This is a genomic window from Blautia pseudococcoides (assembly GCF_001689125.2).
Lineage (GTDB): Bacteria > Bacillota > Clostridia > Lachnospirales > Lachnospiraceae > Blautia > Blautia pseudococcoides.
In genome coordinates this window covers 3,540,549-3,556,383 of sequence record NZ_CP015405.2, presented here as the reverse complement: position 1 = coordinate 3,556,383, position 15,835 = coordinate 3,540,549, and the positions used below count along the sequence as shown (strand labels likewise).

The following is a 15,835-nucleotide window of genomic DNA, read 5'->3' as shown; positions in this document are numbered from 1 at the left end:
GACAGTAAAATGACGGTTTAAGATGCCTATATTATAGCAGTGGATATTGAAAAATGCAATTACAGCAACGATAGGTATCGACGATGCAGATACAAGGTTACAGTTCCGGCAGGTCTGCGCATTCACTGCGCTGACCGTACGGAGGCATGTAACGGTTAGCTGTCTGAATTGTTACGATACCAAAGGGTGCGGATATGGGAGGAAGAGGAAATGGCTGGATCAGATAAGGACAGAAGGAAACAGGCTGAAACAGGATGGAAAAGAAGGTTGTTTCTGGCTGGGACGGCAGTTCTGGCTCTGACAGGATGCGGAGCCGGAGGCAAAAGTGCTTTGGCTGAGGAAAACGGGGCAAATGATGTAGTGCTGACGGCTTTTGTCCAACAGGCAGTTACGGCAGAGGCAGGGATCTGGGAAGGATGGGCTGCCAGGAAGCTTTATGAGGATACGAATATCAAAATAGAATTTTATCCCACCGGGACCGGAGTGGAGCAGAAGCTGAAGCAGTATATGGCATCCGGTAATCTTCCGGATATTATTGGCTTTAAAGATTTGGACCAGGCACAGATAGCCATGGACGCCGGGCTGCTGCTGCCGCTTGATATGTATGAGAAGCTTCTTCCATCCATATTCCGGACAGAATACTATGAGAAGGCAGTGTCTTATTCCAGAGAGTACAACAGCGGCGGAACAGGACAATTATATATTATGCCCACTTCCATAGGCCCTGTTTCAGATAATGCTTACAACTGGATGCCCATGCTGCAGTGGGACACTTACAAGAAAGCAGGAATGCCTGAGGTGGAAACACTGGAGGATTATCTGGATGTTGTGGAGAAAATGGTGGAGATCAAACCATACACCCAAAACGGGGAGAAGGTACACGGTTTTTCTCTTTTTACCGACTGGGATAAATATTCGGTTTTGGAGATTGCAGCTCTTTCTTATTTTTATGGGATTGATACAGAGTATATTTCACCGCTTATGGAGACGAATGTTCTGACAAAGACCACCAGCTCCATCCTGGATAAGGACAGCTTTTATAAACGGGCACTTCATTTTTATTATGAAGCCAACCAGAGAGGCCTTCTTGACCCGGACTCCATGACCCAGAGCTACAGTAATCTGGAGAAAAAGTTCAGTCAGGGACGGATCATGTTTTCTTGGTTTTCCTGGCTGACAGGAACCTACAACGACGTCCCTTCCGGGCATGTGAATAACAAATACATTCCGGATGGCTATGTGAATATACCGGCAGACGATATGAAGATTTATGAAGCCCCGGATCAGAGTATCGGAAGAAACTGGTACTTTGCGGTCAGTAATAAATGCAGGAATCCAGAGAAGGCATGTGAATTTCTGAACTGGTTCTATGATCCTCAGGTGGAAAAATATCTGTATAACGGGCCGGAGGGATGCCTGTGGAATTACGATAAGGAAAAAACTCCAAAAGTGACAGAGGAGGGCTGGAAGATCATCAATAATAAGTCGGAGGATAGGATGCCGTTTGAGAACGGCGGCTCCTTTGCAGACGGGATTGAACCCTTCAATGCCCTTGGCCTGCAGGCATCCACAGTTATGGAGGACGGATACACCATCAGTTACCGATACTGGCCGGACAGCAGGAAAAATAATGAGACACTGGTTCAGAGAGAAGTCAATGAATTTTTAGGTACCGATACCATCAGTGCGTATCTGGAGAAGAATGATATGATAGCAAAATCCACCATGGCAGTTAATATGATCCCCACTGCATCGGATGAGATGAAGACAAAAGTTTCAGCGATCGGTGAGATCGTCCGGGATCTTTCATGGAAAATGGTCTATGCACAGGATGAACAGGAGTTTGCAGAACTTTGGGAGTCCATGAGGGCACAGGCAGGACAGCTCGGTATGGAGCAGGTTGAAACATATTACAGGGATGCCTGGGAAGCTGCGGTTAAAAAGGTGGAGGATTATGAATAGGGAGAAATATTTTGAAACAAATAAAATTTGACACAACGCTGAGAGATTCCCAGGGGACGCAGACAGTGCCCATAGACCCGGCAGACTTTGACCTGGAAGCATATGGGGAATATGAAGCCGCTATGCTTGAAAAAAACAAGGATTTTTGGAAAAAACAGCAGGGTCTGCTGGTGTACAGGAGAGTACGGGCAGACGGCGTTTTTTATGATAAATGCAGGGATCACAGAGAATCTCTGGCATTGCAGCTTGGGGCGCTGAAAAAAAGCATGGACTATAAAGCGGATATCGCTAATTTCCTGGAACCATGGTATGGAATTGGTTATATTGCCTCGTGTTTTGGGAGCAGTTACCAATGGCTGCCCCAGCAGGCGCCCAGTGTAAAGGCAAAATTCTCTTCTTCCCGGGAAATCCTGGATGCGGACTTTGTCCCCATAGCGCAGACGCCGGAAGGGCGCAGGAACCTGGAGATGATTGAGTATTTCATGGACAAGACAAAGGGAAAGGTTCCAGTGTCCTTTAGTGATATCCAGTCCCCCCTTAATATGCTCACGTATCTGCTTCCGGTGACGGAATTGTTCATGGAAGTCTTTGAGGACCCGGATGGACTTAAAAATGCTGCGGCACTGTGTACGGATCTTCTGATCGATTTTCTGCGGGAACAGAAAACAATCATCGGCAGTGCCCTTGCAAGCCCGGGACATGGATTTGCCAGCAGCAGGGCTTTTGCGGGTGTGGGACTCAGCGATGATACCTCTATCATGATAAGCGGGGAGGATTACCGGGAACTTTTTCAGGGATCAGATGAGAGGATCGGGAATATCCTGGGCGGCATGGCATATCATTCCTGCGGCGTGTGGGAGAAAAAAATCCCCATGGTGAAGGAGTTTGGGAATATCCTCTGCGCAGACGGGGCATTTACCATTGAGACAGATCCCAGTCCAAATGATCCGAGGGTGTTTGGTGAGGCGTTTGCGCACAGCGGAATCATTCTCAATGCCAGGGCAGTGGGAGATGAGGAAAACAGCTTCCGGGCTTTTGAACAGCTTTGGAGGCCGGGGCAGCGGTTGATCTGTGTGACATACTGCAAAACACCAGAGGAACAGGAAAGGCTGTACAGGCGTCTGCATGAGTTGGAGGAAAAGACAGGACTATGAGATATGATATAACCTTTCATCCAAGCTGGTGGCATAAGAATGCCGGCGTGGATTTTACACAGGAATTTTTCGATGACCCCAGGTACCGGATGGAATGTGATGTGCGCATGAGAAAAACATTGTACGAACATTTCGGAGATCACGGGATTGGAGAAAAGGAGCCAAAGAGACGTCCGCTTCTGGGCACAGACCTGCTGGCAGCAGGGTATCTGCATTCTGAGATACTGGGCTGCCGGATACGCTTCCAGGCAGATGATTCTCCGCAGGTGGAATGTCTGAATCTGGATGAGGATACCATAGGGGAGGTGAAAGTGCCCAATCTGGATGAAAGCCCGGTATGGGCCGGAATACAGAAACAGACCGATTACCTGAAAGAAAGATTCGGCTATGTGGAGACATATGTGAACCTCATGGGAATCCAGAACATAGCCATGGACCTTATGGGGCAGGAGGTGCTTCTCTCCTATTATACAGCCCCGGAGGAGGTGGAAGCTCTTTTGGAAAAGATAACGGAGCTCTCATTGGAAGTGGGAAAACGTTTTTACAGTCTTTCCGGTGATATTTCAGGCGGAGTTACCGCCATTGTCCGCAGGACGGTGCCGGATGTATATCTGACTTCAAACTGTTCCGTTGAGATGGTGTCCAATGATATATATGAAAAATTTCTCCTGAAGCACGACAGGAGGCTGGCAGATGCCTTCGGACATTTTGGCATCCATCACTGTGGGAAAAGTATGGAACATGTGGTGGATGGGTATTCAAAAATAAAGGGCCTTGTGTTTGCCGAGGTGGGGGCCTTCTCTGATATAAAGGCGGTGCGGGGAAAGCTGCCGGGTGTGTTTTTGAATGCCAGATACAGCCCGGTCCGTCTGATGAGCGCCTCAGAAACCCAGATCACGGAGGAGGTGCAGGCCCTTGCAGGGGATGGGCAGGAAAACGGCAGAAAGGTGTCCGTGTCCTGTGTGGGCATTGACAGCCAGGTCTCCGATACACAGATACGGTATTTTCTCCGGGCGTGCAAGGAGATAAAAGGAATAGAGTAAAGAGATAAGTGAGGATATAAAAATGAAACGGATAAAACTGGGCTTTGCCCCAACCAGAAGAAGTATTTTCAGCGCCCCGGATGCCCTGAAGTATGCCGCTCTTACAAAAGCCCGCCTTTTGGAACTGGGCATAGAGGTGGTAGATATTGAGGATATAAATGAGGAAGGTCTCCTCTACGATGACGGGGATGTTTGGGAGATAGCAGAAAAGTTTCTAAAAGCAGGGGTGGACGGCCTCTTCCTTCCGCACTGTAATTTCGGCACAGAGTATGTGTGCGCAAGGCTTGCAAAGACACTCCGGATACCTGTTCTTCTGTGGGGGCCGAGAGATGAGCGGCCGGATGAGAACGGAATCCGATTAAGAGACAGCCAGTGCGGGCTTTTTGCAACGGGAAAGGTATTCAGAAGATTTGGGATTCCTTTTACATACCTGACAAACTGCAGGCTGTCAGACCCGGAATTTGCCAATGGCATTTCCAATTTCCTGGCTGTGTGTAACGTGGTGAAGGCATTTAGAAGCATCAGGATCTTACAGATCGGGCCGCGTCCCTTTGATTTCTGGTCAACCATGTGCAACGAGGGTGAGCTGCTGGAAAAATTCAACATCCAGCTTTCCCCAGTGCCCATTCCCGAGCTGACCGCAGAGATGAAGAGGGTAAAAGAGGAAGGTACTGAAGCGGCAGAGGTGGCTGCCTGGTGCAAAGAAAATATGTATATAAAGATCAGGGAAAATGAGCTGGAAAATGTGGCGGCCCTGAAAGTGGCCATGAAAAACCTTGCAAAAAAATACGGATGCAGTGCCATTGCCATTCAGTGCTGGAACGCTTTGCAGGGTGAGATCGGCATTATGCCCTGCGCCGCCAATTCCCTGCTTAATGAGGAAGGGATCCCTGTTGTATGTGAGACGGATATTCATGGTGCCATTACGGCGGTTATGGCGGAGGCTGCCGGCATGGATGAGGCACGTACCTTTTTCGCGGACTGGACTGTACGCCATCCTGACAATGAGAATGGAGAGCTGCTTCAGCACTGCGGCCCATGGCCTGTTTCCGTGGCAAAAGAGAAACCGGTTATCGGATATCCTCTTGCTTTTGAACATCCGGGGGCAGTGGAGGCGGAGGCAAAGCATGGTGAGATGACCCTGTGCCGTTTCGACGGTGATAACGGGGAATATGCTCTGCTTCTTGGCAGCGCCAGGGGTGTGGAAGGGCCTTACACGAAGGGGACCTATGTGTGGGTGGAAGTGGAGAACTTAAAACGGCTGGAAAATAAACTGGTCTGCGGCCCTTACATCCATCACTGTGTGGGTATCCATAAGAACGTGGTCCCTATTTTGTATGAAGCATGTAAATATATAGGCGTGACACCGGATTTATATGACCCAGTGGAGGATGAAGTCAGGGAAGCGGTTTATAACCCGGTAAAATAAAGGAGCAAAGGCAGATGGATGATTTAAAAGCAAAGGCATATGCCATGCGAAGGGATGTCCTGGACATGGTTTACCGCGCCAAAACAGGCCATATCGGCGGTGATTTCAGTGTGATGGAGATACTGACAGCGCTGTATTTCAAAGAGATGAATATAAGCCCGCAGAATCAGGATGACCCGGACAGGGATTATTTTGTTATGAGTAAGGGTCATTCGGTGGAGGCTTATTATGCAGTTCTGGCTGCAAAGGGTTTTTTTCCGGCAGAGGAAGTGAAAGAACAGTTTTCTGTATTTGGCTCAAAATATATTGGGCATCCCAACAATAAGCTGCCCGGCATTGAGATGAATTCCGGTTCCCTGGGGCATGGGCTTCCGGTCTGTGTGGGCATTGCAAAGGCATGCAAAATGGATAAGCGGCCAAGCCGTGTTTATACGGTAATGGGGGACGGTGAACTGGCGGAGGGATCTGTATGGGAGGGGATTATGGCGGCCTCCCAGTATGGCCTTGACAACCTTCTGGCAGTTGTGGACAGAAACCGCCTGCAGATATCCGGATGCACGGAGGACATCATGCATCATGACGATTTAGCCGCCCGGTTTGCAGCCTTTGGCTGGGAGGTGCTGACCGCGGATGGGAATGATGCGGATGCACTCTTAAAGGCATTTGGGAAAGCAAGGAAGGTGAAGGGAAGGCCTGCAGTTGTCATGGCGGATACTATAAAGGGCTGCGGGGTCTCCTTTATGGAAAATGCGGCAGGATGGCATCACAAAGTGCCCACAGCCCAGCAGTATGACCAGGCTGTGAGAGAATTAAAAGAAAAAGAGGAGGCAGCCCGCAATGAATAAAATACCAAACAGGCAGGCTATCTGCCAAGTACTGAATGAGCACGCGGATACCGATAAAGATATTGTGGTGCTCTGTAGTGATTCCAGAGGCAGCGCTTCCCTGGCTCCTTTTGCGGAGGCCCATCCGGAACAGTTTGTGGAGGTGGGGATAGCGGAACAGAATCTGGTGAGTATTTCCGCGGGAATGGCCAAGGCAGGCAAGAAGCCTTTTGCAGCATCCCCGGCCTGTTTTTTAAGCACCAGAAGTTACGAGCAGGCAAAAGTGGATGTGGCCTACTCCAATACAAATGTAAAATTGATCGGTATCAGCGGAGGCATCAGCTATGGGGCACTGGGCATGAGCCATCATTCCGCCCAGGATTTTGCAGCTATGTGCGCAATTCCCAATATGCGTGTTTATGTGCCCAGTGACCGGCACCAGACCAAAAAGCTCATAGAGAACCTTTTAAAGGATGAGAAACCGGCTTACATCCGTGTGGGGAGAAATCCGGTGGAGGATATCTATACAGAGGAAAATGTACCGTTTGTTATGGACAGGGCAACTATTCTTCGGGACGGTACAGACGTGGCAGTCATCGCCTGCGGAGAGATGGTGCGCCCTGCCATGGAGGCGGCAGAGATACTGCAAGAGAAGGGGATCTTTGCCTCAGTCCTTGATATGTACTGTCTGAAACCGCTGGATGAGGAAGCGGTGATCCGGGCGGCATCCCATGCAAAAGCAGTGATCACCGTGGAGGAACATGCGCCATACGGCGGTCTTGGCTCCATGGTCAGCATGATAATAGGTGCAGACTGTCCGAAGAGAACAGCCTGTATGGCGCTTCCGGATGCCCCTGTGATCACGGGAACATCAAAGGAAGTATTTGATCATTATGGTCTGAACAAAGAAGGGATCGCCAAAAAGGCAGTGGAGTTATTGGGATGAAGCAAACATATTGTATCGGAATAGACCAGAGTACCCAGGGCACCAAGGCCATGCTGTTTGACAGCCGGGGAGATCTGCTTCTGCGCACGGATAAATGCCACGCGCAGCTTATAGATGAAAAAGGGTGGGTGGAACATGATCCGGAGGAAATCTACCAAAATACCCTGAAGGCTGTAAAGGATCTGTTGGAACAAAGCAGGATAGACAGGGGGAAGATTGCCTGTGTGGGCATCAGCAGCCAGAGGGAGACAGCGCTTGCCTGGAACCGTCACACAGGAAAACCTGTATATAACGCAATTGTTTGGCAGTGCGCCAGAGGAGAAGGCATCTGCAGGAGACTGGAAAAAAGCGGCGTCTCAGAAGAGGTCAGGAAACGGACCGGGCTGCTTTTGTCCCCTTATTTTTCCGCAGCCAAGCTGGCCTGGATCCTGGAACAAGTTCCCGGTACCAGGCCGGAGGCCCAACAGGGAAATATCTGCTGCGGCACAGTGGATTCCTGGCTTGTATACCGCCTGACCAAAGGAAAAGAATTCAGGACAGATTACTCCAACGCATCCAGAACACAGCTTTTTAATATTACCACCCTTGCGTGGGATGAAGAACTTCTGGCTTATTTCGGGATACCAAAGGCATGTATGGCGCAGGTCACAGATTCCGACGGTTTCTTCGGAGAGACAGACTTTGAAGGACTTTTACCCTATGCAGTGCCTATACACGGTGTTCTTGGAGATTCCCACGGAGCATTGTTCGGACAGGGGTGTCTGCGGCGGGGGATGATGAAAACCACCTACGGCACCGGATCTTCTATTATGATGAATATCGGGGAAAAGCCCGTATTTTCGGATTTGGGAGTTGTGACCTCCCTTGCCTGGAAGACAGAGGGGGGAGGTCCGGTATGTACTGGAAGGAAATATCAATTATACCGGTGCCGTAGTCACCTGGATGAAGGACAGGCTTGGCCTGCTGACCGCCCCGGGGGAGTCGGAAACCCTGGCCCGTGAGGCCAATCCGGCAGATAAGACATATCTTGTGCCTGCATTTACCGGACTTGGGGCGCCCTACTTTAGAAGCGGCGTGTCGGCTGCCTTCTGCGGCATGAGCCGTACAACAGGAAAGGCCGAGCTGGTCAAGGCAGGGCTTGAAAGTATTGCATATCAGATCGCAGATGTGGTGTCTCTTATGAAAAAGGCGGGGGAGGTTCCCCGTATAGAACTGCGTGTTGACGGCGGGCCCACCAACAATAAATGGCTGATGCAGTTTCAAAGTGATATTCTGGGAAGCACCGTTTATGTGCCGGATGCCGAGGAACTGTCCGGAATCGGGGCGGCTTATGCTGCGGGACTGGGGTGCGGGATCTACAAAAAAGAGATGCTTTTTGAAGGGAAACACGGCACGTTTTATACACCTGTGATGTCAGGGGCAGAGCGGGAAAGAAAATACAGAGGATGGCAGGATGCCCTGTCTATGCTTCTGAAAAGTAATACAGAGGATGGATGACACTTGGAGGGCAGCCGGGCACGTCGCTGTGGTCCTGCATGGGTTTTTGTCCGAGACTGTGAATGGACGGGACATTACTGTATATTCAGGATAGAAAAGGAGTCAGAATGCTGAAAGTAAAAAAGATACATATGGATTATCAGGTCAATCCGGTGGGCGTGGAGGCTATGCCGCAGTTTGGATGGGAGCTGGAAAGTGACAGGAGAAATGTGGTGCAGACAAGCTACAGACTGCAGATCGCAGCGGACCGGGCATTTTCGGAACTTATATATGACAGCGGGCAAATACAGGACCGTGAATCAGCGCATATTTTTGTTAAGGATACAGAGATCATGCCAGCATCTAAATATTTTGTCCGTGTCCGGGTATGGACAGCAGAAGAGGAGACAGGATGGAGTGAAACGGCCTGGTTTGTCACCTCCCTTTTGGAGGAGGGCCTTAAGGCTCCGTTTGTCTCCGGGGAGACGGATGATTCCTATAAAGAGGAGTCAAAAGGCACATATGTAAGGGGAACTTTCCGGGTAAAGGGAAAAGTAAGGGAAGCCTACGCATTTACCACTGCCCTTGGTCTTTATAACTTTTATCTGAACGGGGAGAAGGTGGGGGAAGACGAGATGACACCGGGCTGGACCTCCTACCGCAGACATCTGCTGTATCAGACCTATGATGTGGCTTCTGCTCTGAAAGAAGGCATAAATGTGGCAGGGGCCATGCTGGGCGCCGGATGGTATAAGGGAATTATGGGTCTTACACGTGCCAGAAACAACTATGGCAGTAAAACCGGATTTGCCATGCAGATATATATCCGGTATGAGGACGGAAGTACAGAGACAGTGTGCACCGGCCCATCCTGGAAGGGTTGTGATGCTCCGGTTGTGTTTGCGGATATTTACAACGGCGAAATTTATGATGCGGCGAAAGAAATCCCGGGCTGGGCCGTGGATGCAGCCCCACAGGGAGAATGGAGAGATGTGGTACTGGTACCCTTTGATACAGGGGTTCTCCGGGCACAGAGCGGTTCCAGGGTCCGGGTAATGGATGAACTGCCTGCAAAGCGGATCTTCAGAACGCCGAAAGGGGAACTGGTCATTGATTTCGGCCAGAACCTGGCAGGACGCATCCGGGTGACTGCATACGGAAAACCGGGAGATGTGATCGAGCTGCACTGTTTTGAGGTGCTGGATCATGAAGGGAACGTATATCTGGATAATCTGCGGCATGCAAAGGCTTCCATGAAATATACATTTGCCAGAGAGGGAACCGTCACTTATCATCCTCATTTTACTTATATGGGCTTTCAGTATGCAAAGATCGTCTCCTGGCCCGGAGAGGCAGAGAAAGAAAATTTTACGGCCTGTACCCTGCATTCAGAGATGGAGAGGACAGGAAACATAACCTGTTCCCATCCGCTTTTAAATCAGCTTCACCACAATTACCTGTGGGGGCTGAAGGGGAATTTTCTGGATGTGCCCACAGACTGTCCCCAGAGAGACGAGCGCCTGGGATGGACAGGGGATGCACAGATTTTCTGCCGTACCGCCTGCTATCTTATGAATACATACACCTTTTATAAAAAGTGGCTCAGAGATGTGGAGGCGGACCAGACACCGGAAGGGGGCGTGCCCCATGTAGTGCCAAACATAGAAGAGGGCCGTACGGACGGAAACTGGCTTCTGAGGCAGGGCCCTCATTCCGCGGCAGCCTGGGCGGACGTGGCAGTGATCAATCCCTGGACTTTGTATCTCATGTATGGGGATAAGGCCATTTTAGAGAGGCAGTACAGCAGCATGAAAGCATGGATCGATTTCATGAGGTGTCATTCGGAAGATCATATCTGGAATTATAAACTGCAGTTTGGGGATTGGGTTGCCCTGGACGCGGAGGAGGGGAGCTATTTCGGCGCCACGCCCAATGACCTGACTTGTACGGCATATTATGCGTATTCCACCGGACTTTTTGCAAAGATGGCAAGAGCCCTTGGGAAAGAGGAGACAGCCCGGGAATATGAAAAGCTGTACAGCCATATTGTGGAAAAATTCCAGAGAACATTTTTTAAGGATGACGGAACCATGACTGCCCAGACACAGACAGCCCATATTGTTGCCTTGTATTTCAAACTGGTACCGCAGGCATATGTGAAGAAGACTGTGGCGGGACTGAAACGGCTCCTGGATAAGGAAAACGGGCATCTGGTCACCGGTTTTGTGGGTACACCGTATTTCTGTCATGCCCTCAGTCAGAACGGGTGTGTAAAAGAGGCTTATGATCTGCTTCTGAAGGAGGATTTCCCCTCCTGGCTGTATCAGGTGAAAATGGGTGCCACTACGGTCTGGGAACACTGGGACGGCATTAAGCCCGATGGTTCCATGTGGAGCCCCGGCATGAATTCCTTTAACCATTATGCTTACGGCGCCATCGGAGAATGGATGTACCGGGTCATGGCCGGTATTGAGGCTGATGAAGCCTGCACAGGGTTCAAACATGCTGTTTTTTATCCGCGCATAGGCGGCGGCCTGCAGTTCGTGGACGGTACTTATCATTCCATCTATGGGGAGGAGGGTGTGCGCTGGGAAAGGGAGGATGACAAGGTCATACTTACAGTCAGGATCCCTGCCAATACCACCGCCAGCGTGCGCTTGGACGAGGCAGAAGAGGTTCTTGAGGCGGACAGCCTTTCCTTTGTACAGAAAAGTGGCTATATGGAGGCAGAAGCCGGGTCAGGCACTTACCGTATCCTTTTCCGGAGAGGAGAACATCACGGATTTGGTAATCTGTAAAATATACGAAAACACGACATGATAGATTTCAAGGTGTCGCAGATATCTCTAATAACCTGCAGGCAGAATGGTATAATAAGGACAAATAAAAAACAGCAGAAAACGCTGGAATTGAAGGATTGGGAGGATAACGATTATGGCAGTGAAAATGCTTCCGAAAAAAATGGCAGGTGCGATACTTCCGGGGAACAGCTCAGTGGAAATGAAAGAGTTTGATGTGCCGAAACCGGGCCATGGACAGGTGCTGATCCAGACAAAGGCAACTACAATCTGCGGCAGTGACATCCGCTGCATTTACAGGGAACACGTGGGAAAAGGACCTGAGGGATATATTCCCGGCATGGTGGCAGGCCATGAGCCCTGCGGTGTGATCGTGGAGGAAGGCGAAGGCCTCCGCAGATTCAAAAAAGGCGACAGAGTGATCGTGTATCACATTTCAGGGTGCGGAGTGTGCAATGACTGCCGCAGAGGATATTATATCTCCTGTAAAAGCAGATTCCGCCAGGCATACGGCTGGCAGAGAAACGGCGGCATGGCTCCGTACATACTGGCAGAGGAGAAAGACCTGATCGCACTTCCGGATGAACTTACATACAAGGACGGTGCACAGGTAGCCTGCGGATTCGGTACGGTTTATGAGGCCATTGAAAAGATCGGTATCAGCGGAAATGATGCGGTTTTGGTCACAGGACTGGGACCTGTAGGACTGGCTGCCCTTATGCTTGCCAAAGCGCTGGGGGCAAATAAATTGATCGGTGTGGAAATGAATGAGTACCGCATTGGCCTGGCTGAAAAACTGGGACTTGTGGACCATGTATTTAAACCGGGTGATAATACTCTGGATGAAATTCTGGAAGTGACCGGAGGCCGCGGCGTGGAGCGGGCCATTGATGCCAGCGCCAATGATGCAGGCCGTCAGCTTGCAATCCGTGCCACAAGAGAGTGGGGCAAAATTGCATTTGTGGGAGAGGGCGGAACCTGTACCTTCAATCCCAGCCCGGATATTATTCACGGACAGAAGACCATTTACGGTTCCTGGGTGACAAGTCTGTGGAGGATGGAAGAACTGGTGGAGCGTCTGGTGCGCTGGAACATCCATCCGGAGGACCTGATCACAGATGAATTTTCCATTGAGAGAGCCGGGGAGGCTTATAAGCTGATGGCAGGCGGACAGTGCGGCAAGGTTGCGGTTATTTTCGGCGACCAGGATGAAAGGTAGGTTTATTATGGCAAAAGGAGTAGACCCGGCAAAAGTACCCTACAAAACTTTATATACAGGGGCCAGAATGCCTGCTATGGGTATCGGCACCTTTGGTTCTGATAAGTATTCCCCGGAGCAGGTGTCAAGCGCCGTATATGGTGCCGTGGAAAACGGATACCGTCTCATAGACTGCGCTTCCGTCTACCAGAATGAGAAGGAGATCGGTGCTGTCCTGGGGCACCTCTTTGAGGATCAGGTTGTAAAGAGAGAAGAGTTGTTTATCACCGGAAAGGTGTGGAATGATATGCACGGGGATGGAGAGGTCATAGCGTCCTGTAAGCAGAGCCTTACGGATCTGGGCCTTTCCTATCTGGATCTGTACTTTGTACACTGGCCGTTTCCGAATTACCATGCACCGGGCTGTGACGGCAATTCCAGGAACCCGGATTCCAGACCTTTTTCCACGGAGGAGTTCATGGGTGTGTGGAGACAGTGCGAGCAGCTTTTGGAGGAGGGGCTTGTGCGCCACATCGGCATGTCTAATATGACCATACCGAAGCTGGAAGCAGTGCTTACCCTCTGTAAGATCCAGCCTGCTGCCATTGAGATGGAGCTTCATCCGGGCTTTCAGCAGCCGGAATTGTTTGATTACGTGCAAAAACACAATATTGTGCCCATCGGCTATTGTCCCATTGGCTCCCCTTCACGCCCGGAGCGTGACAGGACCTCTGAGGACGTTGCAGATACCCAGATGCCCGAGATCCTGGAGATCGCAGAAGCACACCGGATACATCCGGCGGTGGTGTGCCTGAAATGGGCTGTGCAGCGGGGACAGGTGCCAATCCCCTTCTCTGTGAAGGAACCCCAGTACATCAGCAATCTGAAATGCATCACTGAGGACCCGCTCACAGATGAGGAGATGGAGAAGATCCGTCTTGCCGACAAGAACTGCCGCCTGGTAAAAGGCCAGGTATTTCTCTGGGCCGGTGCAAAAGGCTGGGAAGATCTGTGGGATGTGGATGGGATAATTGCAAAATAGAAGTATAGAAACGAGCACAGAGAAATGCGGAGGAGATTCTCTGTGCTCGTTCTTTTCATGACAACAGGTGCTTTGCAAAGAGACTTACTGCTGCCTGTTTTGCTGCCTATGCCGCACAAGGCTTATTTCGTAGTTTTACTGTCTTCTGAAACGATTAAAGCAGGCGTATATCTCCTGAGGCCTGGGCATAGCCAGTCCGCACGGGGTGTAGGAAGTCCCGCAGACAGAGGAGAGGCCTTTGGTCTCAAGCTGGTGCAGGAGCAGCCTGACGATCTGGTCCAGGGTTTTTCTTCCGTCGATCAGGTTTTCACACGCGTAGCGAAGGATGGCCGCAAGGGCAGCCGTCTGTTCAAAGTCGGTGAGCTGTTCCACATACCGCAGGTCCACGGATTCTTTGCCGATGGAGAAGGTATAGCGGTCATGGGTCTTGGTTTTTAAACTCCGTTCCTCCCTGCCGCCGTGTCCGTTGTCTTTGGGTCCGCGTCCCCGATGGCGGGGGGAGGAGTCACGAAAATCCGGTGTGGTCATGATCCTGCGGCTTTCAGGCAGGACAAAGGCAGGCGTGTCTGCAGGGGGCAGCGGAAAGTCTTTACAGAGCTTCTTCACGGATTGTGTTATGTCCACGGGACGGTAGCAGTCCATCTGGATAATGGTGTCCGCAATGTGGAAGAAGGCGCCGCTGCTTCCTGCCACTAAGATGGTGGAGATACCCGCTTTGGAATACAAATCCCCTGCGCGCTCCAAAAACGGAGTGATAGGCTCTTTGTGCCGGCTGATCACATGCTGCATGAAGGTATCACGCACCATGAAGTTGGTGGCAGAGGTATCTTCATCGATGAAAAACAGATGGGAGCCTGCCTCCATGCTCTCCACAATAGCGGCTGCCTGGGATGTGCTTCCGCTGGCGTCCGGAGTGGAGAAACAGTGGGTATCCTTCTTGTTGGGGAGGTCATTGATGAACATGGAGATGTCCACGTCTTTTACAAAACGTCCGTCCTCAGAGCGCAGTTTCACTGCTGTGTCATCTGCAATGACATATTCCCTTCCGTCCCCGGCAATGTGGTTGTACACACCGGATTCCAGTGCGTTCAGCAGAGTGGATTTCCCGTGATAGCCGCCTCCCACGATCAGGGTAATACCCACGGGGATGCCCATTCCGGTGATCTTCCCTTTGTGGGGAAGAGCAAGCTCTGTGCGCATGGATCCGGGGGAGGAGAAGGGGACGCAGCTCTTTAGCGGCTTGTCCGATACGCCGCTCTGTCTTGGAAGGATGGCACCATCCGCCACGAAGGCGGCCAGATCCCGCTTTTTCAGTTCTTCTCTTATAAATTGCTGGTCTTCTGCCAAAAAGAACACATTCTCCATGGCTTTTGCATTCAGGTTTTTATACAGGAAGGATTTCCGTACGCATACCGGGAGAAATTCAAACAGGATTTTTTCCAGCTCCGGTGCATTGATGGTCCTGCCGTTTGCAGGGAAACCGACGGTGAAGCGGGCGGTCAAATCCGTATCCGTAATTTCGCAGGCAGTGCGGTCCAGGATTTCCTGCCCGCAGCGGCTGACAGAGATCAGTCCGCTTTTGCCGGAACCCTTGGCCTTGAAGCTGAATTGATACACCTGCTGTTCAAACTGTCTGTTCAGATGGTCCTGAAGGGCGATCCGGGTATGCTTTTCCTTATAATAATGGGCAGGAAAACCGGCTGTGCTGAGTGGAATCCTGATACTTAGGCTGGAGGGTGCCGCAAAGGGGTCGCCCTGTACATGGTCAATGGATAATGTATAGTCACCGAAAGCGTAGACGCCCCGTAAATCTTTATAGGCGGGATAACTCCTCCGGTGGATGGAGGCCAGCATGGTCTTCAGATCTGATGATGATTTCATAGTATTGTAACTCCTTTATAAATAGGTAAATTTCGCTTACCTTTTACTATAAACAATTCATGGAAAAATGGCAAGCGTGGAG

The 15,835-nt window shown here is 50.7% G+C and carries 10 protein-coding genes and 1 pseudogene; 10 read left to right on the top strand and 1 reads right to left on the bottom strand.

What is annotated here, in order from left to right:
* Positions 1-210: 210 nt before the first annotated feature.
* From A4V09_RS16825 to A4V09_RS16780, 10 genes and pseudogenes are all read left to right on the top strand, one after another.
* The gene (locus A4V09_RS16825) at positions 211-1,962 is read left to right on the top strand and encodes an extracellular solute-binding protein (RefSeq protein ID WP_065543360.1); all 1,752 of its coding nucleotides are present in this window, start codon (positions 211-213) and stop codon (positions 1,960-1,962) included.
* 11 nt (positions 1,963-1,973) lie between these two features.
* Positions 1,974-3,116, top strand: a complete 1,143-nt coding sequence (locus tag A4V09_RS16820) for a uroporphyrinogen decarboxylase family protein (protein WP_065543359.1) — start codon at positions 1,974-1,976, stop codon at positions 3,114-3,116.
* Positions 3,113-4,159: a uroporphyrinogen decarboxylase family protein gene (locus A4V09_RS16815; RefSeq protein ID WP_065543358.1), complete on the top strand. Its 1,047-nt coding sequence runs from the start codon at positions 3,113-3,115 to the stop codon at positions 4,157-4,159. The genes A4V09_RS16820 and A4V09_RS16815 overlap by 4 nt, the downstream gene beginning before the upstream one ends.
* A gap of 22 nt (positions 4,160-4,181) precedes the next feature.
* Positions 4,182-5,588: an L-fucose/L-arabinose isomerase family protein gene (locus tag A4V09_RS16810; protein ID WP_065543357.1), complete on the top strand. Its 1,407-nt coding sequence runs from the start codon at positions 4,182-4,184 to the stop codon at positions 5,586-5,588.
* A 14-nt stretch (positions 5,589-5,602) separates the two neighbouring features.
* A complete protein-coding gene (locus tag A4V09_RS16805) occupies positions 5,603-6,433 on the top strand; it encodes a transketolase (protein WP_065543356.1) in 831 nt (276 codons plus the stop codon).
* Positions 6,426-7,358: a transketolase family protein gene (locus tag A4V09_RS16800; RefSeq protein ID WP_065543355.1), complete on the top strand. Its 933-nt coding sequence runs from the start codon at positions 6,426-6,428 to the stop codon at positions 7,356-7,358. The genes A4V09_RS16805 and A4V09_RS16800 overlap by 8 nt, the downstream gene beginning before the upstream one ends.
* Positions 7,355-8,855, top strand: a pseudogene (locus tag A4V09_RS16795) (FGGY-family carbohydrate kinase). Before A4V09_RS16800 ends, A4V09_RS16795 begins: the two are co-directional and overlap by 4 nt.
* A gap of 107 nt (positions 8,856-8,962) precedes the next feature.
* Positions 8,963-11,632: a family 78 glycoside hydrolase catalytic domain gene (locus A4V09_RS16790; protein ID WP_065543354.1), complete on the top strand. Its 2,670-nt coding sequence runs from the start codon at positions 8,963-8,965 to the stop codon at positions 11,630-11,632.
* Positions 11,633-11,768: 136 nt separating this feature from the next.
* Positions 11,769-12,851, top strand: coding sequence for a zinc-dependent alcohol dehydrogenase family protein (locus A4V09_RS16785; RefSeq protein ID WP_198168550.1), 1,083 nt, complete (start codon positions 11,769-11,771; stop codon positions 12,849-12,851).
* Positions 12,852-12,858: 7 nt separating this feature from the next.
* On the top strand, positions 12,859-13,872 hold the full coding sequence (locus A4V09_RS16780; RefSeq protein WP_065543353.1) for an aldo/keto reductase: 1,014 nt from the start codon (positions 12,859-12,861) through the stop codon (positions 13,870-13,872).
* Between the two features lie 135 nt (positions 13,873-14,007).
* On the opposite strand, the gene A4V09_RS16775 is transcribed toward A4V09_RS16780, so the two are convergent.
* Positions 14,008-15,753, bottom strand: a complete 1,746-nt coding sequence (locus A4V09_RS16775) for an ABC-ATPase domain-containing protein (RefSeq protein ID WP_065543352.1) — start codon at positions 15,751-15,753, stop codon at positions 14,008-14,010.
* Between the last annotated feature and the right edge of the window lie 82 nt (positions 15,754-15,835).